Source organism: Serratia liquefaciens (genome assembly GCF_027594825.1).
Taxonomy (GTDB): Bacteria; Pseudomonadota; Gammaproteobacteria; order Enterobacterales; family Enterobacteriaceae; genus Serratia; species Serratia liquefaciens_A.
On record NZ_CP088930.1, the window covers coordinates 664,907 to 684,035 of the forward strand.

Genomic DNA, 19,129 nt, shown 5'->3' on the forward strand with positions numbered 1-19,129 from the left:
CTGACGCCTGCGGTTTCATTTTTCGTACTCTTGCGTTGATTAAGCCAGTTTGATGATCACCATGCCGGCCAGCAACAGCACCAGGCCAATCCAGCCTTTGGCATTCAGGCGCTGACCGAACAGGATCCAACCTGCGGCAATCGTTGCGGCGATACCGAAACCACCCCACAACGCATAGGCCACCGACAGATCAATCCCCTTCACCGCCTGCGCCAGAGCACTGAACGCCCCCAGCACCGACAGCAATGACAGCAGGCCTAACCAGATTTTACGGAAACCGTCTGACATCTTCAGGAAGATGTTGGCGACAATTTCCAACACAATCGCCAGTCCCAAGAACCCAATGTGGTACAACTCAAGCTGTTGCATGGTTGTCACCTCGCGGGCTGGCCTGTTTTCGTGGTTTGCGGGTACCGGACTTCACCAGCAGGATACCGGCGATCAACGTCACCAGACCCAGCACCTTCAAAGCCGAGATTGGCTCGTCGAACCACATCACGCTGAACAGGGTAATAAACAGGATACCGATCCCTTCCCACAACGCATAAGCAACGCCCAGAGCGACGCGTTTTATCGCCAACGACAGCATGACGTACGACGCAGTGATCATCACATACATCACAATATGACCGGTCATGCCGCCGCTGACGCTGGCGTATTTCATGGACAGGGTACCGATAATTTCGGCCACGATGGCCAAGCCTAAAAAGATCCAATAAATCATAATTTCTCTCCCAAACGGCGAATAACGCACGCTAAGGCATATTTATCCCGATTTATCTCGTCAGACAGGCGCAACGAGGCGCTGACGACGCAGAGATCCCTGGGGATAAACTGACCCAAACGTAATAAAGAAGTTTGCCCGGCTACGCGGAATGACGGAGGACTGAGCCTGTCACCAGCACCGGTTAAGGGAGAAAGACGCTATAGCTCGCTGCACCAGTGATGCTCACTGGCAAGGATGGCAGACAGGAAAAGCTGGCAAGTAGAGGTTCTGAGGGTAATTCCATTAGTTGTCATCATAATTATTCTCTATTCTCAGCCGCACATTATCTTGTTACACGGAGTGCGATTTGCCCAATATCCTCATCAAGTAAAATTTTCAACTGCGATAGTTGTACCATAGCCAAAAAAAGAAAGCAAACCGCCGTTTTCACAAAAACGATTAAAAAAAAGTTTAAAAATAAGAAAGTTAAGTAATTTAAAAATAAAAAAAGGTTCAACATGTTGTTGAACCTCGGTTTAAATCGGCACGGCCAAATTTTCGCCTGGCCCAGGCCCGGCGCGGGTTAGACCGCAGCGCCGCTGACGGCGGTACGCGCCAGTTCGGTGATGCGAGCGTAGTCGCCATTTTCCAGCGCATCGGCCGGTACCAACCAAGAGCCGCCGATACACAACACGCTTTTCAGAGCCAGGTAATCACGGTAGTTGTTGGGCGTGATTCCCCCGGTCGGACAGAAACGCACCTGCGGGAATGGGCCGCCGATCGCCTGCAATGCCTTCACGCCACCGTTGGCTTCCGCCGGGAAGAATTTGAACTCACGCAGCCCGTGATCCATACCCAGCATCAGCTCTGAAACGGTGCTAATGCCTGGAATTAACGGGATAGACCCTGCGGTTGCGGCCTTCAACAGCGCTTCCGTCAGGCCGGGGCTGATAGCGAATTGCGCGCCTGCCTCGGTCACTGCCTGCAGCTGCTGCGGATTAATCACCGTACCTGCACCGATAATTGCCTCCGGCACCTCTGCCGCGATAGCGCGGATCGCCTCCGTGGCGCAGTCGGTGCGCAATGTGACTTCCAGCACGCGCACGCCACCGGCTACCAGCGCCCTGGCCAGCGGCACCGCATGTTCCAGCTTGTTGATCACTATCACCGGAACCACCGGGCCTGCGGTCAGGATCTGTTCTGCGCTGGTTTTCCAGTTTTTCATCGTTATTTCTCCATTACTTACGGGTTATCAATGGCACGCCCCTGCCACAGGGCCCCACGCGTTAAAGCGCGGGCGTCCGGCCGTACCCCAAGTGATGTTGCGCCCCGCTACTGCGGGCAAAAAAATGCCGGCAGATAAGCTGCCGGCAGGGTGATTACTCGAACTCGTTCCAGGAACGGCCATCACGGGTGATCATCGCCACTGAAGCGACCGGGCCCCAGGTGCCGGATTGGTACGGCTTCGGTGCCTCGTTATCCGCTTTCCACGCGTCCATAATGGAGTCAACCCACTTCCAGGCTTCTTCCACTTCATCACGGCGTACGAACAGCGCCTGAATGCCACGCATGGTTTCCAGCAACAGACGCTCATAGGCGTCAGCCACATGCTCCTGGTTAAAGGTTTCGGAGAAACTCAGATCCAGCTTGGTGGTTTGCAGGCGGTGCTTGTGATCCAGACCTGGCACCTTGTTCAACACCTGAATTTCGATGCCTTCATCCGGCTGCAGACGAATGGTCAGTTTGTTCTGCGGCAACTGCTGGTAAGAATCGCTGAACAGGTTCAACGGCGGGTTCTTGAAGTAGACGACCACTTCAGAACATTTGGTCGGCAGACGCTTACCGGTACGCAGGTAGAACGGCACGCCGGCCCACTGCCAGTTGTCGATATCAACGCGGATTGAGACGAAGGTTTCAGTGTTGCTGCTTTTATTCGCCCCTTCTTCTTCCAGATAACCCGGTACCTTTTTGCCCTGCACGAAGCCGGCAGTGTACTGACCACGCACTGTGGTTTCACGTACATTGGTCTGATCTATGCGGCGTAGTGAACGCAGTACCTTCACTTTCTCGTCGCGAATGCGGTCAGTAGTCAGGTCCGCCGGTGGCGACATGGCAATCATGGTCAGGATTTGCAACAGGTGGTTCTGGATCATGTCGCGCATCTGACCGGCCTGGTCAAAGTAGCCCCAGCGCCCTTCAATACCCACCTCTTCCGCTACGGTGATCTGTACGGAATCGATGGTGCGGTTATCCCAGTTGGAGGCGAACAACGAGTTGGCGAAACGCAGCGCCAGCAGGTTCAGTACCGTCTCTTTACCGAGATAATGGTCGATACGATAAACCTGGCTCTCGTTGAAGTATTCCGCCACCTGATCGTTGATCACGCGTGAAGAAGCGAGATCGGTGCCTAGCGGTTTTTCCATCACCACGCGCGCCGGCTCGTGGTTCAACTTGGCTTCACCCAAGCCTTTGCAAATCGCGCCGAAGGTGCTTGGCGGCATGGCAAAGTAGTTAATGGTGGTGCGATGTTTCTGGTCCAGCATTTTACCCAATTTGGTAAAGTTCTTGCTGTCGTTCACATCCAGGTTGCAGAAATCCAGGCGCGCGCTCAGCGTTGCCCAGAGTTCGTCATCCAGTTTTTCTTTCATAAAGGTGCCAAGCGCTTCCTTGACCACCTTGATATAGGCTTCTTTATCCCACTCGGCACGGCCGACGCCGATGATGCGGGTATCCGGATGGATATGACCGGCTTTCTCTAACTGGTACAGGGAAGGCAACAGCTTACGACGCGCCAAATCGCCTTTCGCGCCGAAAATAACCAGGTCACACGCCTGGGCTGTAGAGGTTACCGCCATGTTCATCTCCTCGTTGCAGGATATTTGTAATTTTCTTACATTACTAATGTACTCTCTTTGACTACGGCCAGTAAACCCGGATCAAAAGTAGAAAAAAAGCCCCAGAAAATGCAGTGTTAAGTGCTATTGGCTCTAAACCTGGCCGCCAGAGCCAAAAACTGTAATTTTCTGTCTTTTTTGATGCTCTTTTACCATTATGAAAGTTAGACACAGGTCATGTTCTGATGAAAAAAGCCTGCATACCCTCTGTCGACACTGCCAACGGTTACCAGCACGTAGTATATTTCCACTAAACCGGCATTGATTTCTCCTTTAATTGAAATCGACATACCCTATGGATTTCAAGTTAAAGCCAGTGCGATCGCCCCCGCTGTAGCTTGAAATGCGACGGGTATAAACCATGAGTGACCCTCGTTATATGAATACGCTGGAAAAAATCCAGAGTCATCTGGAGCTGCTGAGCAAATCTGAACGGAAAGTCGCTGAGGTGATCCTGGCCTCCCCACAGACCGCCATCCACTCCAGTATCGCGACGCTGGCCAGAATGGCAGACGTCAGCGAACCCACCGTCAACCGTTTTTGTCGCCGTCTCGATACCAAAGGCTTCCCCGATTTTAAACTGCATCTTGCCCAAAGCCTGGCCAATGGCACTCCGTACGTAAACCGTAACGTGGAGGAAGATGACAGCGTCGATGCCTATACCGGTAAAATATTCGAATCGGTAATGGCCAGTCTGGATACAGTAAAGGCAAATTTGGATATTGCCGCAATCAATCGTGCGGTTGATCTGCTTACCCAGGCAAAAAAAATCTCTTTCTTCGGTTTGGGTGCCTCTGCGGCCGTCGCTCACGACGCGATGAACAAATTTTTTCGCTTTAATATCCCGGTGGTCTACTTCGACGATATCGTCATGCAACGTATGGGCTGCATGAATTCCAGCGAGGGAGACGTAGTGGTGTTAATCTCCCACACTGGCCGCACCAAAAACCTGGTGGAAATGGCGCAGCTGGCGCGTGAAAACGACGCCACGGTTATCGCCATCACCTCACGCGATACCCCTCTGGCGCACGAGGCAACCCTGGCGTTGCTGCTTGATGTTCCCGAAGATACCGACGTTTATATGCCGATGGTGTCACGAATTGCGCAATTAACGCTCATAGACGTGCTCGCCACCGGATTTACCTTGCGCAGAGGGGCCAAATTCAGAGATAACTTGAAGCGGGTCAAGGAAGCGTTGAAAGAATCGCGCTTTGATAAGGGTGTCGTTATCCCCAACAATTTCGACTCGTAACCGATGTGAAAAAACCTGTCGTTCAAGATCATCTGAACGGCGGCATTAGAGGCAGTACCCTGTTACAACGCTCATGCGGGTAACCCAAGTGAAACATCAGTGTAGTAAAATTACATTTCACTCCAGGTTTCGTTATCCGACGTTATCGCAACACCAATAATTTGCTTCACCAGTCAACGGAGTAATACATGTCCAGACGGCTCAGAAGAACCAAAATTGTTACCACCCTGGGTCCGGCTACTGACCGCGACAATAATCTGGAAAAGATCATTGCCGCAGGCGCTAACGTAGTTCGGCTTAACTTTTCCCACGGCACGGCAGAAGATCATCAGGCTCGCGCCGACAAAGTGCGCGAAATCGCTGCCAAGTTGGGACGTCACGTCGCTATTCTGGGTGACCTGCAAGGGCCGAAAATTCGTGTTTCCACCTTTAAGGAAGGCAAAATCTTCCTTAACATCGGTGATAAATTCCTGCTCGATGCCAACATGTCCAAGGGCGAAGGCGATAAAGAAAAAGTCGGTATCGACTATAAAGGCCTGCCTGCCGACGTGGTGCCGGGCGACGTACTGCTGCTGGACGACGGCCGCGTACAGTTGAAGGTGCTCGAAGTTCAGGGCATGAAAGTCTTTACCGAAGTGACCGTTGGCGGCCCGCTGTCCAACAACAAGGGCATTAACAAACTGGGTGGCGGCCTGTCCGCAGAGGCCCTGACCGAGAAAGACAAGGCCGATATCGTCACCGCAGCCAAAATCGGCGTCGATTACCTGGCGGTTTCCTTCCCGCGCACCGGCGAAGACCTGAACTATGCCCGCCGTCTGGCGCGCGATGCTGGCTGCCACGCCAAGATCGTGTCCAAGGTTGAGCGTGCCGAAGCCGTCTGCAGCGACGAAGCCATGGATGATATCATTCTGGCCTCCGACGTAGTGATGGTTGCCCGTGGCGATCTGGGCGTCGAAATCGGCGATCCTGAGCTGGTCGGCATCCAGAAAAAGCTGATCCGCCGCGCCCGCACCCTGAACCGTGCCGTGATCACCGCGACCCAGATGATGGAGTCAATGATCACCAACCCAATGCCGACCCGCGCCGAAGTGATGGACGTGGCAAACGCCGTGCTGGACGGTACCGACGCCGTGATGCTGTCTGCCGAAACCGCTGCTGGCCAATACCCGGCAGAAACCGTGGCGGCCATGGCGCGCGTTTGCCTCGGTGCTGAGAAGATCCCAAGCATCAATGTCTCCAAGCACCGCCTGGACGTACAGTTCGACAACATTGAAGAGGCTATCGCCATGTCTTCAATGTACGCGGCCAACCACCTGAAAGGGGTTACCGCGCTGATCGCCATGACCGAATCTGGCCGCACCGCGCTGATGATGTCGCGCATCAGCTCCGGCCTGCCGATCTTCGCCATGTCGCGCCATGAACACACGCTGAACCTGACCGCGTTGTATCGTGGCGTTACCCCTGTGTACTTCGACAGCCACGAAGATGGCGTCATCGCCGCTAATGACGCGGTAAATCGTCTGCGTGATAAAGGCTTCCTGGTCTCGGGCGATCTGGTGATCGTCACCCAGGGTGACGTGATGGAAACCGTTGGCACCACCAACACCAGCCGTATTCTGCGCGTCGAGTAATCTGTCCTGCTGCCGGCCGTTAACGCGGTCGGCATTTTTTCCCGCACCGCCCTTTCCCCCTGTTAAACTCGTCTCCTGTCGCCGCCATGGCAAACGGAGAGCCTTCGATGCTTCATCAACACCCACAGCAAAACCGCACTGCACAAAGTCTGGATCTGGACGGTCAGGGGCTGGAAAACCTGGACGATGCCTGTCTACAAGGCAACTCACTGCTGAAAATCAGTTTGTACGACAATCGGCTTCGGCAATTCCCACGGCAGATTTTGCAGCATGCCGATCTGCAGGTGTTGAACATCTCTTGCAACCAACTCAGCGAACTGCCCACTGAAATAGGCCTGTTGAAACAGCTGGCCATGCTCGACTGTGGTCACAACCAGGCCAACCGGGTGCCCGCCGGGATCGGTGAGCTGCGGGAACTGACTTATTTATACCTCAGCGATAACGCCTTTCGCGATCTGCCCGTCGAACTGGGGCGGTTACATAAACTGCGGTATTTGAATGCGACGGATAATCAGCTCAGTGAAATGCCTGCGGCCATTATGCAACTCGGTGCGCTGCAGGAACTGCGGCTTTACAATAACCAGATTGCCTCGTTGCCTGAGACGTTCGGGCAGTTGAGCGCTCTTCGGGAACTGCACCTGATGAACAATCATCTGGTTGCCCTGCCAGAGCAAATAGCCCAGCTCTCTGCGCTCAGGGTGCTGGATGTGGAAAATAACGCTATCGGCCAGCTACCCACCACTTTTGGGCGGCTGGTCAACCTGACTCACCTCAACCTCAGAACCAACCGCTTGCAACAGCTACCGACCTCCATTGGGCAGCTTAAAGCACTGACCACGTTGGATCTGCGCGCTAACCAGCTAAGCGCCCTGCCCGACAGTCTGGCCGAATTGACCCAGCTACAGCGGTTGGATCTGCGCTGGAACAACTTTGCCGAAATGCCTGCCGTGCTGGACCCGCTGATTGCCCAAGGCTGCCTGGTGCATATTTAAGGCCCTTAAAACACCAAGGGGCAGCCACCCGAAGATGACTGCCCCTTGCCTGACGCCAAAACTGAGCTTAGCGGTATAAATCGTCGCGTGAATAGGGTTCGATTTCCCCTTCTTTGCGCGTTTTCAGCAGTTTGAGGATCCAGGTGTACTGTTCCGGGTTGGGACCGACCAGATTCTCTACTTCTTCATTCATCCGGCGGGCAATGGTGTGATCGTCGGCCGTAGCCAGGTCGTCCATCGGCGGTCGTATATAGATATCGAGCATGCTGGTTTTACCGTCATACACCGGGAACAACGGCACAATGGCCGCACGACAGACCTTCATCAGACGCCCGACCGCAGGCAACGTAGCTTTATAAGTCGCAAAGAAATCCACGAATTCGCTGTGCTCTGCTCCGTGATCCTGATCCGGCAGATAATAGCCCCAATACCCCTGGCGTACTGAACTGATAAACGGCTTGATACCGTCATTGCGCGCATGCATGCGACCGCCAAACTTGCGACGTACGGTGTTCCACAGATAATCGACCAGCGGGTTGCTTTGGTTATGGAACATCGCTGCCATCGGCTGACCACGTGCGGCCATCAGCATCGCCGGAACATCCACCGCCCACCCGTGCGGTACCAGGAAAATCACGTTACGCCCTTCTTCACGGATTTTATCCAGCACCTCTTCACCGTGCCAGCGAACGCGCTTCAACACTTTCTCAGGTTGGGTACAGGCCAGCTCCGCCATCAGGATCATCGATTGCGGCGCGGTGGCAAACATCTCGTCGATGATATGTTCACGCTCGTTTTCCGGCAGCTCAGGCAGGCAGTACAGCAGGTTGATGCGTGCACGACGTCGAGCGCCTTTTGCCACCTTGCCGGCCAACTTGCCCACGGCGCCGAGCACCGGATCGCGCAGGCGTGCAGGCACCAGTGAAATACCGGCCATTAACCCGGTTCCCAGCCAAACGCCCCAGTAGCGCGGATGGTAAAAGGCTTTCTGAAATTGCGGGATGAACTCTGAGTTCGATTTTTTCTCGTTTTGCATGCACAAGCTCTTAACATAGCGGTTCGGCTAATCATAATTGCAAAGGGTGATTTTGCAATTCACAACGGCGAAGCACCAATATAAAACAACATCGGCCCGTAATCAGGCCGATGGAATCACTGGCGCAGTAACGCGCCGGGGCAAAGGGATCAATCCAGCTGCAGCTGAGGCACCACTTCTTTCACCTGCGCCAGATAATCGCTGCGATCTTTGCCGCTCAGCCCTTCTGAACGCGGCAGTTTCGCCGTCAGCGGGTTGACCGCCTGTTGGTTGGTCCACATTTCGAAGTGCAGGTGCGGGCCGGTAGAGCGTCCGGTGTTGCCGGATAGCGCAATACGGTCACCCCGTTTCACCTTCTGCCCAGGCTTAACCAGCAGCTTTTTCAGGTGCATATAACGCGTGGTGTACTGGCGACCATGGCGGATTGCCACGTAGTTGCCCGCGGCACCGCTGCGTTTGGCGATCAACACTTCACCGTCGCCCACGGCCAGCACCGGAGTACCGACCGGCATCGCGAAGTCAACGCCTTTGTGCGGTGCAATGCGCCCGGTGACCGGATTCACCCGACGCGGATTGAAGTTTGAAGAGATGCGGAACTGCTTCATGGTAGGGAAACGCATAAAGCCACGCGCCAGGCCCGAACCCTGACGATCGTAGAATTTACCGTCCTCGGCACGGATGGCGTAATAGTCTTTGCCGCCGGTGCGCATACGCACCCCCAACAGCTGGCTTTGTGCGCTCTTGCCGTCAAAGTGTTCGCGAGACATCAATACCGAGAACTGATCGCCCTTGCGCAGTTTACGGAAATCCAGCTGCCACTGCAGCGCTTTGATCACCGCATTGATTTCTGCACGGCTCAGACCGGCATCGCCGGCGCTGCTGACGAAGCTGCCGTTCAGCCGACCGCTGATCACGTTGTTGCGCCATTCGCCCTGCTGCGATTCCTGAGTTTCTTTGAAGTTGTTACCAACGCGGTCGTAGGTGCGGGTTTCACGCCGGGAAACTTCCCAGGTCAAACGCTGCAGATCGCCGGCATCGTTCACCGTCCATGACAGCTGTTGGCCGATTTTCAGGTTACGCAGATCGCGGTTTTGCGATGCCAACAGCGTGACATCCGACATATCTATGCCGTATTGGGTCAGAATACTGCCCAGCGTATCACCGGTAGAAACGACATATTCATGCACGCCATCCTCGCCGGCGACCTTCTGGTCCAGCTCATCCTGTGGGATGTCATCATCGGGGGTGGCTTGGTCGAGATCGATCGGTTCGCTGGCTTCTGGCAGCAAGGATCGTAATTGGCTGGATTCTAACTCAATGCTTTTAACGATGGGGTTATGTTCTGGGTGATAAACAAAAGGCCGCCAGACGGCAACGGCCAATGTAACCACTGTCAGCGACCCCAGCATGACGCGGTGGGGCCGTGGCAGATTGTTATACGCCAGAGCGATAGTTCGGACTATCTGCTGCACTCGATTTTATCCTCATAATCTTTACTTCAGGCAGCTCACGTACTGGTTCGACAGCTGAGTCAGGAAGTTCCCGTAGCTGTCTTTCCCCAGTGCGATACCGGTGCCCAACGGGTCCAGCGTTCCAGAACGCACTTTGGTCCCCTTGGCAACGGCATTGATTACGGCCGGCCTGAATTGTGGCTCAGCAAAAACGCAGACTGCTTTCTGCTCAACCAACTGTGTTCGAATTTGGTGTAAGCGCTGTGCTCCAGGTTGGATTTCGGGATTCACGGTGAAATGGCCCAGCGGGCTCAAACCGAAATGTTTCTCAAAATAGCCGTAAGCATCATGAAAAACAAAATATCCTTTGCCTTGCACAGGCTTGAGCATGTTACCAACATTTTTGTCAGTTTGCGTCAGTAGATTCTCGAACTGGCGCAGGTTTGCGTCTAATTTGTCCTTATTCTGCGGCATAAGTTCCAATAACCTGTCGTGAATCGCGATCGCGGTCACTTTTGCCACTTCCGGAGACAGCCAAACGTGCATGTTATACTCGCCATGATGGTGTCCATCGCCCTCATCGTGATCGGCATGATTATGCGCATCCGTTGCATGATCATGGTCGTGTTCATGCTCGTGGTCGTCGTCTTCTCCTTTCATCAACAGCGGTTTTACTCCACTCAGTTCGCTGATGGCCAATTGACGATTCGCCGATACCGGCGTGAGGGATTTGGTCAGAAAAGCTTCCATATCCGGGCCTACCCACACCACCAGATCGGCGGCGCGCAGGCGTTGGATATCGGAAGGTCGCAAAGCGAAATCGTGCGGCGAGGCGCCATCCGGCAACAGCACCTCGGTCGGCGTTACGCCGTCGGCGATGGCGGATGCAATAAAGCCCAGTGGGCGAATGGAGGTCACAACCGCCGCAGAGGCGCTGCTCAGCGGTCCGGCCATCATCAGTGCAGTAGCCAGCAACGTGCGCTGCAGCCATTTATTTTTATGTGCCATTATCAGTAATCCCGTCGTTTTCATCAGCGAGGCGTGATATTATAACATTCGGTTAGTTCTGCAAAATGTAATCATGAGATGTCCACACTGACAACGCTAAAAAATATCTCCGTCTCCTTTGGTAACCGCAAGGTGCTGTCGAATATTTCGCTCAGCCTGCAGCCGGGCCGTATTCTGACGCTGCTCGGTCCAAACGGCGCGGGCAAATCCACGCTGGTCCGCGTGGTTCTCGGGCTGGTTGCGCCAACGGAAGGTACGTTTGAACGCGAACCGGGCCTGCGCATCGGTTATGTACCTCAAAAACTGCACCTCGACGCCACTCTGCCGCTCACCGTCAGCCGCTTTATGCGCCTGAAACCCGGCGTCAGGAAAGCCGATATTCTGCCCGCGCTCAAACGCGTGCAGGCTGCGCACCTGCTCGATCAACCGATGCAAAAACTCTCCGGCGGCGAGAATCAGCGCGTACTGCTCGCGCGGGCGCTGCTGAACAAGCCGCAACTGCTGGTACTGGATGAGCCAACGCAAGGGGTTGACGTCAACGGCCAACTGGCGCTGTACGATCTCATCGACCAACTGCGCAAAGAACTGGGCTGCGCGGTCCTGATGGTTTCCCATGACCTGCACCTGGTCATGGCGAAAACCGATGAAGTGCTGTGCCTCAACCAACACATCTGCTGTTCCGGCGCACCGGAAGTGGTCTCGATGCATCCTGAGTTTATCGCCATGTTCGGCAACCGCGGTGCGGAACAATTGGCGGTCTATCGTCACCACCATAATCACCGCCACGACCTGCAAGGACGAATTGTGTTGAAGAAAACCGGGGGCCGTGAGGCATGATCGAACTGTTATTACCCGGCTGGCTGGCCGGGGTGTTATTGGCCGCTGCCGCCGGTCCATTGGGCTCTTTTGTGGTCTGGCGCCGGATGTCCTATTTCGGCGATACCCTGGCGCACGCATCCTTGCTGGGGGTGGCCTTCGGGCTGCTGCTGGACGTGAATCCTTTCTATGCGGTGATTGCCGTGACGCTGGTGCTGGCGCTGGTGCTGGTTTGGCTGGAGCGTCGTCCGCAACTTTCCGTTGATACCCTGCTCGGCATTATGGCGCACAGCGCGCTGTCGTTGGGTTTGGTGGTGGTGGCGCTGATGTCCAACGTGCGGGTCGATCTGATGGCCTATCTGTTTGGCGATCTGCTGTCGGTCACCCTCACCGATATCTGGATGATTGCCATTGGGGTCAGTGTTGTCCTGTTGATCCTGTGGTGGCAGTGGCGCAACCTGCTGTCGATGACCGTCAGCCCAGAACTGGCCCACGTCGACGGAGTCAATCTGGTTCGTGCGCGCACCGTATTGATGCTGGTTACCGCTCTGACCATTGGCCTGGCGATGAAATTCGTCGGCGCGCTGATCATTACCTCTCTGCTGATTATTCCGGCCGCGACCGCACGACGCTTCGCCAGGACCCCTGAGCAAATGGCCGCCTACGCGGTGCTGGTGGGTGTGCTGGCAGTGACCGGCGGATTGGCCTTCTCGGCCTTTTACGATACCCCGGCCGGCCCATCGGTGGTGCTGAGCGCGGCGGTGCTGTTCGTCCTGAGCTTGTCCAGGAAGCAGCAAGCCTGACCTCCCTCTTGCAGATAGCACAAGGGCCGCAACTAGCGGCCCTTTTTAATATGGATTACGGAGCAATATTTACTCTTCGCGCACCATGCCAAAGTGCTTATAGGCATGATTGGTGGCCATGCGCCCGCGCGGCGTGCGCTGGATGAAACCTTGCTGGATCAGGAACGGTTCGATAACGTCCTCGATAGTTTCCCTTTCCTCGCCTATCGCTGCCGCCAGGTTATCCAGGCCGACAGGGCCTCCGGTGAACTTGTCGATTATCGCCAGCAACAGTTTGCGGTCCATGTAGTCGAACCCTTCGGCGTCAACGTTCAACATGTCCAGCGCCTGCATCGCCACCTCGCCATTGATTACGCCATTGGCGCGAACCTCGGCAAAATCACGCACCCTGCGCAGTAACCGGTTGGCAATACGCGGTGTACCGCGTGCACGGCGAGCCACTTCATGCGCGCCCTCGTCCGATAAATCCAGCCCCAGGCAGTTAGCGCTGCGTGAAACGATATGCTGCAAGTCGGCGACCTGATAAAACTCCAGACGCTGAACAATACCGAAGCGATCGCGCAGTGGCGAGGTCAAAGAGCCGGCGCGAGTGGTTGCCCCCACCAGCGTGAACGGCGGCAAATCGAGTTTGATCGAGCGTGCGGCCGGGCCTTCACCGATCATGATATCCAGTTGGTAATCTTCCATCGCCGGATACAGCACTTCTTCCACTACCGGAGACAGGCGGTGGATTTCATCGATAAAGAGAACGTCATGCGGTTCCAGATTGGTAAGCATCGCCGCCAGATCGCCCGCCTTTTCCAGCACCGGTCCGGATGTGGTGCGCAGGTTAACGCCCATTTCATTGGCAACGATGTTGGCCAACGTGGTTTTCCCCAACCCGGGCGGGCCGAAGATCAGCAAATGGTCCAGTGCGTCGCCACGCTGCTTGGCGGCCTGAATAAAAATTTCCATCTGCTCGCGGACATGCGGCTGACCGACGTATTCCGTCAGCAGCTTCGGCCGGATGGCGCGATCAAGAATTTCTTCTTCATTGATCGGCTCGGCAGAAATCAGGCGATCGGCTTCAATCATTCTCTACCCCTTATCGGCGCTTAAAGCGCGGCACGCAACGCGTCGCGGATCAGGGTTTCGCAATCTGCACCCGGCTTGGCGATTTTGCTGACCATACGACTGGCTTCCTGCGGTTTGTAGCCCAGCGCCACCAGCGCAGAGGCTGCTTCGGCTTCCGCATCCAGTTCGGCAGCTTTCGCCGCTGTGGCAGGAAGCGTGATTTCACTGCTGCTGTTGAACAGGTCGCCATTAAGCCCTTTGAAGCGGTCTTTCATTTCGACCACCAGGCGCTCTGCGGTCTTCTTGCCTACGCCCGGCAATTTTATCAGCGAAGTGATCTCTTCGCGCTCAACCGCACTGACAAACTGCTGCGCCGACATGCCGGACAGAATGGCCAGCGCCAGCTTAGGGCCTACGCCGTTCACTTTGATCAACTCGCGAAACAGCGCGCGCTCTTGTTTATCGTTGAAGCCATACAGCAGTTGGGCATCTTCGCGCACCACAAATTGGGTAAACACGATAGCCTCTTGCCCCAGTTCGGGCAGTTCATAAAAGCAGGTCATCGGCATATGCACTTCATAGCCCACGCCATTTGCCTCCAGTAACACCAGTGGCGGCTGCTTTTCCAGAATATAACCTCTGAGACGACCTATCATTTACCCTCCTGCTGAATTCCTGAGCATGACCTTCTGCCATGCCGTGCTGCTAAAGCTTATAACATAAAAAAGGCTGGATGAATATCCAGCCTCAGAACTGATTAAGCGCTACTTTAAACGTCCACGCGCCAGGTTCAATCGCCCTTCGCTCATCCGCAGCACGTTTTGGCTGAGGTGACAGTGGGTAATGGCGATCGCCAGCGCATCGGCGGCATCGGCCTGGGGATTGGCCGACAGTTTAAGCAGCGAACGCACCATATGCTGTACCTGCGCCTTTTCCGCCGCGCCGGTACCGACCACCGTTTGCTTTACCTGGCGTGCCGCATACTCAAACACTTCCAAATCCTGGTTCACGGCAGCGACAATCGCCACGCCGCGTGCCTGCCCAAGCTTGAGCGCCGAGTCCGGGTTTTTCGCCATAAACACCTGCTCAATGGCGAAAAAATCAGGTTTAAACTGGGTAATGATTTCACTGACGCCGGCATAAATCAGCTTTAAGCGCGTCGGCATGTCGTCCACCACTGTGCGAATACAACCGCTGGCAATATAGCTCAACTGGCGGCCCTGCTGACGAACCAGGCCGTAACCGGTGACGCGCGATCCGGGATCGATACCGAGAATGATCGTCATCCCTACACCCACCTTGCGTTAAGCATTAACTTCGCCAGGCGCTGCCACAAGGCAGCGCCGTACTTCAACCCCATTACAGCGTCGCAGCAACCTCGTCGGAGATCTCACCGTTGTGGTAAACCTCCTGCACGTCGTCGCAGTCTTCCAGCATGTCGATCAGGCGCAACAGCTTAGGTGCGGTTTCCTCATCCATATCGGCCTTGGTCGATGGGATCATGGAAACTTCTGCCGAGTCGGCGGTGAAACCGGCTGCGGTCAGCGCGTCTTTCACTTCGCCGAGGTTTTCCCAGGCGGTGAAGACGTCGATCACACCGTCGTCGTAGCTGACGATATCTTCAGCGCCGGCTTCCAGCGCCGCTTCCATCACCACGTCTTCGTCCAGGCCCGGTGCGTAAGTGATCACGCCCTTCTTGGTGAACAGGTAAGCCACGGAGCCGTCGGTACCGAGGTTACCGCCACACTTGGTGAAGGCATGACGCACTTCGGCCACGGTACGGTTACGGTTGTCACTCAGGCACTCGATCATGACGGCAGTACCGCCTGGGCCGTAGCCTTCATAAATGATGGTTTCCATGTTGGAATCATCATCACCGCCTACGCCACGCGCGATGGCACGGTTCAGGGTGTCGCGCGTCATGTTGTTGGACAGCGCCTTGTCGATCGCCGCACGCAGACGCGGGTTAGCCCCCGGATCGCCACCGCCCAGTTTCGCGGCGGTCACCAGCTCGCGAATAATTTTGGTGAAAATTTTACCGCGCTTGGAATCCTGCGCTGCTTTACGGTGCTTTGTGTTGGCCCACTTACTATGACCTGCCATAAAAAATCTCCGAAAAAAATTACTGGACTGAATTAATCACAAACTCTTCAATCGCCTGCTGATTGCTCCAGGACTTGGTCAACTTCACGGCTTGCGCCGCCTCAAGCCACTGGTAGGCGTGATGCTCGGTGATTACCGGATCGCGCTCTTCAGGCAAAGCCAGACAGAACCAGTGCTCTTTATTGCGCGTGGTTCCCGGGGCATAGCGATGTCGCAAATGGACAAAGAGTTCAAACTCCACACAGCGCTGGCAATCGAACAACGGCAGTTTCTCTGCTTCGATATCGATGCCGACTTCTTCCATGACCTCACGCCGCGCGGCATGCGGCGGCGACTCATCTTCCTCCAGGCTGCCGGTCACCGACTGCCAGAATTCGGTATCATCGCGCCGCTGTAACATCAGCACCCGACCACTGGATTTGGCATAAATCACTACCAGAATAGACTCGGGACGCTTGTAGTTCATTACTGGTTCTCTACATTTGAATCGTCAGTCGCTTTCTTTACCACGCTGATTGCCAGCTCCTGCAACGACGCAGGGTTCGCGAAGCTTGGCGCTTCGGTCATCAAGCAGGCCGCGGCGGTGGTTTTCGGGAAGGCGATAACGTCACGAATGTTGTCGGTGCCGGTCAGCAGCATCACCAGACGATCCAGGCCAAACGCCAAACCGGCGTGCGGCGGTGTGCCGTACTTCAACGCGTCCAGCAGGAAGCCAAACTTCTCGCGCTGTTCGTGTTCATTAATCCCCAGAATGCCGAACACCGTCTGCTGCATTTCGCTACGGTGAATACGCACGGAACCGCCACCCACTTCGTAGCCGTTAATCACCATGTCGTAGGCATTGGCGATAGCGTTAATTGGCGTGCTGGCCAGCTCTTCCGGGCTCATGTCGCGCGGCGCGGTGAACGGATGGTGCATCGCTGACAAACCGCCTTCGCCGTCTTCTTCGAACATCGGGAAGTCCACGACCCACAGCGGTGCCCAGCTGTCCAGCTTGGTCAGTTCCAGATCGCGGCCCAGCTTCAGACGCAGCGCGCCCAATGCATCGGTCACAATCTTGAAGCTGTCGGCGCCGAAGAACAGAATGTCGCCGCTCTGCGCGTTGGTACGCGCCAGAATCGCTTCCAGCACTTCTGCGCTGAGGAATTTAGCAATCGGGCTTTGCACGCCTTCCATGCCGGCGGCGCGGTCATTGACCTTCAGCCAGGCCAGGCCTTTGGCACCGTAGATGTTAACGAAAGCGCCGTACTCGTCGATCAGCTTACGGGTCAGCTGCGCGCCGCCTGGGACACAGATCGCGGCAACGCGGCCTTTGGCATCGTTAGCCGGGCCGGAGAACACCTTGAATTCCACGTCCTTCACCAGATCGGCAACGTCCACCAGCTCCAACGGGTTACGCAGATCCGGCTTGTCCGAGCCATAGCGACGCATGGCTTCTTCGAAGGTCATCACCGGGAAGTCGCCCAGGTCTACGCCCTTCACGTCCAGCCACAGCTCACGCGCCAGTTTCTCCATCACTTCACGCACCTGATCGGCGGTCATGAAGGAAGTTTCCACGTCGATCTGGGTAAATTCAGGCTGACGGTCGGCACGCAGGTCTTCGTCGCGGAAGCATTTGACGATTTGGTAGTAGCGATCAAAACCGGACATCATCAACAGCTGTTTGAACAGCTGAGGCGACTGCGGCAAGGCATAGAATTTGCCTTTATGTACGCGGCTCGGGACCAGATAGTCACGGGCACCTTCCGGCGTGGCTTTGGTCAGCATCGGGGTTTCGATGTCGAGGAAGCCGTGGCTGTCCATAAAGCGGCGAACAAAGCTGGTGATTTTGGCGCGGGTTTTCAGGCGGTCGGCCATTTCCGGGCGACGCAGATCCAGGTAGCGGTATTTCAGGCGCGCTTCTTCGGTGTTGACCTGGTTGGAGTCCAGCGGCAGTGGCTCGGAGCGGTTGATGATCTCCAGAGCATGGGCGAACACTTCCACTTCGCCGGTGGCCATATCTTTATTGATCTGGCTGTCCGGACGGGCACGCACGGTGCCGACGATCTGGATGCAGAATTCATTGCGCAGGTCGTACGCCTTGTCGAACGCGGCCTTCTGGTCCGGATCGAAGAACACCTGCACGATGCCTTCGCGGTCGCGCATATCAATAAAGATCAGGCCGCCCAGATCGCGACGACGGTTGACCCAACCACACAGAGTGACTTCCTGGCCCACGTGGGACAGATTCAACTGCCCGCAATATTCAGTACGCATACGCTATCCTTTTGGCTTAAGCCGATGCCGCGCGGGCTTTTGGCGCCTGCCACGCGGCTGTTTTCTGATGAACTCTACTTATTACCCGGTTTGAAGTCGGTTGCATACCAACCGGTACCCTTTAACTGGAAACCGGTGGAAGAAATCAGCTTGGTTAACGCGGGCTGCCTACACGCCGGACAATCCGTCAGCGGCGCATCGGAAAATTTTTGCAACTTCTCTAACCGGTGGCTGCAAGCACCACATGCATATTCATAAATCGGCATAGGTCGTTGGAGTAAAGTGAGTTGAAAAAAGGCGATCATTATAAAGGAAATTCATGCGCCAGATAAGTGCGAACACAGCTTTGTTGCAGCACTAAATGGCGTGTTTTTCACCGAAGTAACACATTGATTAACAAATTTCCCATTAACCGGTGATGCTTTTTTCACGTAGCCTGAATCGATGCTTGTTTAGCGCGCTATCTAAGCTGCGCGTATTTCATCCACCTTGTCACGAGATACTTCCATGTTGAAACTTGATGCTCAAACCACCGCCCTGGTGTTAATCGATTTGCAAAACGGCATCCTGCCCTTCGCCGGTGGCCCACACAGCGCCGCAAGCGTGGTGGCCAATGGCGCGCAATTGGCGGCACATTTCCGTTCGCTGGGAGCACCGGTGATCCTGGTACGCGTCGGCTGGTCCGACTCCTTCGCCGAAGCGCTGAAACAGCCGGTGGATAAGCCGTCACCCGCCCCTGCCGGCGTATTGCCTGCCAACTGGTGGGAATTCCCGGAATCCCTGGCGGTGAGCGACCACGACATTCTGGTGACCAAACGCCAATGGGGTGCATTTTACGGCACCGATCTTGACTTGCAACTGCGTCGCCGCGGCATTAAATCGGTGGTGTTGGGCGGTATCTCCACCAATATTGGCGTGGAATCCACGGCTCGCGCCGCCTGGGAACACGGCTACGAATTAGTGATAGCCGAAGATTTGTGCAGTGCGCAAAATGCGGAAATGCACCAGTTTGCTTTCGACAATATCTTCCCGCGGCTGGCGCGTGTTCGCAGCACCTGCGAAATTGTTGCCGCACTCGACCAGTAACGCTAACTTGTAGGGGCGCCGTATGCTGCGCCCACCTTTGAC

Annotated in this window: 20 protein-coding genes; 6 read left to right on the forward strand and 14 right to left on the reverse strand. The window is 55.5% G+C overall.

All coding sequences use genetic code 11. The features are described from left to right. Positions 1–39: 39 nt before the first annotated feature. From mdtI to zwf, 4 genes are all read right to left on the reverse strand, one after another. Positions 40–369 carry a multidrug/spermidine efflux SMR transporter subunit MdtI gene (mdtI, locus tag LQ945_RS02975; protein WP_020827249.1) on the reverse strand — a complete coding sequence of 110 codons (330 nt, stop codon included), beginning with the start codon at positions 367–369 and terminating at the stop codon, positions 40–42. Beyond that, on the reverse strand, positions 356–724 hold the full coding sequence (gene mdtJ / locus LQ945_RS02980) for a multidrug/spermidine efflux SMR transporter subunit MdtJ (protein WP_044551824.1): 369 nt from the start codon (positions 722–724) through the stop codon (positions 356–358). Before mdtJ ends, mdtI begins: the two co-directional genes overlap by 14 nt. 565 nt (positions 725–1,289) lie before the next feature. Beyond that, positions 1,290–1,931 carry a bifunctional 4-hydroxy-2-oxoglutarate aldolase/2-dehydro-3-deoxy-phosphogluconate aldolase gene (locus LQ945_RS02985; protein ID WP_270102225.1) on the reverse strand — a complete coding sequence of 214 codons (642 nt, stop codon included), beginning with the start codon at positions 1,929–1,931 and terminating at the stop codon, positions 1,290–1,292. Positions 1,932–2,085: 154 nt separating this feature from the next. Then, the gene (zwf, locus tag LQ945_RS02990; RefSeq protein WP_020827252.1) at positions 2,086–3,561 is read right to left on the reverse strand and encodes a glucose-6-phosphate dehydrogenase; all 1,476 of its coding nucleotides are present in this window, start codon (positions 3,559–3,561) and stop codon (positions 2,086–2,088) included. Positions 3,562–3,979: 418 nt separating this feature from the next. Between zwf and LQ945_RS02995 the strand changes: the two genes are divergently transcribed. The 3 genes from LQ945_RS02995 to LQ945_RS03005 all read left to right on the forward strand — a co-directional run bounded on the left by LQ945_RS02995 (position 3,980) and on the right by LQ945_RS03005 (position 7,475). Next, on the forward strand, positions 3,980–4,852 hold the full coding sequence (locus LQ945_RS02995) for a MurR/RpiR family transcriptional regulator (RefSeq protein ID WP_020827253.1): 873 nt from the start codon (positions 3,980–3,982) through the stop codon (positions 4,850–4,852). Between the two features lie 188 nt (positions 4,853–5,040). After that, a complete protein-coding gene (pyk, locus tag LQ945_RS03000) occupies positions 5,041–6,483 on the forward strand; it encodes a pyruvate kinase (RefSeq protein WP_044551827.1) in 1,443 nt (480 codons plus the stop codon). A gap of 107 nt (positions 6,484–6,590) precedes the next feature. Beyond that, positions 6,591–7,475: a leucine-rich repeat domain-containing protein gene (locus LQ945_RS03005; protein WP_270102226.1), complete on the forward strand. Its 885-nt coding sequence runs from the start codon at positions 6,591–6,593 to the stop codon at positions 7,473–7,475. 67 nt (positions 7,476–7,542) lie between these two features. Here LQ945_RS03005 and lpxM read toward each other — a convergent pair whose 3' ends face one another. From lpxM to znuA, 3 genes are all read right to left on the reverse strand, one after another. Then, the gene (gene lpxM / locus LQ945_RS03010; RefSeq protein ID WP_044551830.1) at positions 7,543–8,511 is read right to left on the reverse strand and encodes a lauroyl-Kdo(2)-lipid IV(A) myristoyltransferase; all 969 of its coding nucleotides are present in this window, start codon (positions 8,509–8,511) and stop codon (positions 7,543–7,545) included. Between the two features lie 149 nt (positions 8,512–8,660). Next, positions 8,661–9,983 (reverse strand): murein DD-endopeptidase MepM, encoded by a 1,323-nt coding sequence (gene mepM, locus LQ945_RS03015; RefSeq protein WP_041414635.1) that lies wholly within the window; start codon positions 9,981–9,983, stop codon positions 8,661–8,663. A 21-nt stretch (positions 9,984–10,004) separates the two neighbouring features. After that, the gene (gene znuA, locus LQ945_RS03020; RefSeq protein WP_262241353.1) at positions 10,005–10,970 is read right to left on the reverse strand and encodes a zinc ABC transporter substrate-binding protein ZnuA; all 966 of its coding nucleotides are present in this window, start codon (positions 10,968–10,970) and stop codon (positions 10,005–10,007) included. 78 nt (positions 10,971–11,048) lie between these two features. On the opposite strand from znuA, the gene znuC reads away from it, so the two are divergent. Together znuC and znuB are read left to right on the forward strand one after the other, a co-directional pair. Next, positions 11,049–11,807 carry a zinc ABC transporter ATP-binding protein ZnuC gene (gene znuC, locus LQ945_RS03025; protein WP_270102227.1) on the forward strand — a complete coding sequence of 253 codons (759 nt, stop codon included), beginning with the start codon at positions 11,049–11,051 and terminating at the stop codon, positions 11,805–11,807. Continuing rightward, entirely contained in the window at positions 11,804–12,589 is a 786-nt protein-coding gene (znuB, locus tag LQ945_RS03030; protein ID WP_182822028.1) for a zinc ABC transporter permease subunit ZnuB, read from the forward strand. The genes znuC and znuB overlap by 4 nt, the downstream gene beginning before the upstream one ends. Before the next feature lie 69 nt (positions 12,590–12,658). Here znuB and ruvB read toward each other — a convergent pair whose 3' ends face one another. From ruvB to LQ945_RS03065, 7 genes are all read right to left on the reverse strand, one after another. Then, positions 12,659–13,663 carry a Holliday junction branch migration DNA helicase RuvB gene (ruvB, locus tag LQ945_RS03035; RefSeq protein WP_020827261.1) on the reverse strand — a complete coding sequence of 335 codons (1,005 nt, stop codon included), beginning with the start codon at positions 13,661–13,663 and terminating at the stop codon, positions 12,659–12,661. Positions 13,664–13,683: 20 nt separating this feature from the next. Next, positions 13,684–14,298, reverse strand: a complete 615-nt coding sequence (gene ruvA, locus LQ945_RS03040) for a Holliday junction branch migration protein RuvA (protein ID WP_020827262.1) — start codon at positions 14,296–14,298, stop codon at positions 13,684–13,686. 108 nt (positions 14,299–14,406) lie between these two features. Continuing rightward, positions 14,407–14,928, reverse strand: a complete 522-nt coding sequence (gene ruvC, locus LQ945_RS03045; protein WP_044551835.1) for a crossover junction endodeoxyribonuclease RuvC — start codon at positions 14,926–14,928, stop codon at positions 14,407–14,409. Positions 14,929–15,001: 73 nt separating this feature from the next. Next, entirely contained in the window at positions 15,002–15,745 is a 744-nt protein-coding gene (locus LQ945_RS03050; protein ID WP_012145503.1) for a YebC/PmpR family DNA-binding transcriptional regulator, read from the reverse strand. Positions 15,746–15,764: 19 nt separating this feature from the next. After that, on the reverse strand, positions 15,765–16,211 hold the full coding sequence (nudB, locus tag LQ945_RS03055; protein ID WP_262240421.1) for a dihydroneopterin triphosphate diphosphatase: 447 nt from the start codon (positions 16,209–16,211) through the stop codon (positions 15,765–15,767). Next, positions 16,211–18,001, reverse strand: a complete 1,791-nt coding sequence (gene aspS / locus LQ945_RS03060) for an aspartate--tRNA ligase (RefSeq protein WP_269935103.1) — start codon at positions 17,999–18,001, stop codon at positions 16,211–16,213. The genes nudB and aspS overlap by 1 nt, the downstream gene beginning before the upstream one ends. 74 nt (positions 18,002–18,075) lie before the next feature. Then, a complete protein-coding gene (locus tag LQ945_RS03065; RefSeq protein ID WP_333482955.1) occupies positions 18,076–18,306 on the reverse strand; it encodes a zinc ribbon domain-containing protein in 231 nt (76 codons plus the stop codon). A gap of 202 nt (positions 18,307–18,508) precedes the next feature. Here LQ945_RS03065 and LQ945_RS03070 point away from each other — a divergent pair, with 202 nt between their 5' ends. Further along, complete coding sequence (locus tag LQ945_RS03070) at positions 18,509–19,087, forward strand: hydrolase (RefSeq protein WP_269935102.1); 579 nt, start codon at positions 18,509–18,511, stop codon at positions 19,085–19,087. Positions 19,088–19,129: the final 42 nt, after the last annotated feature.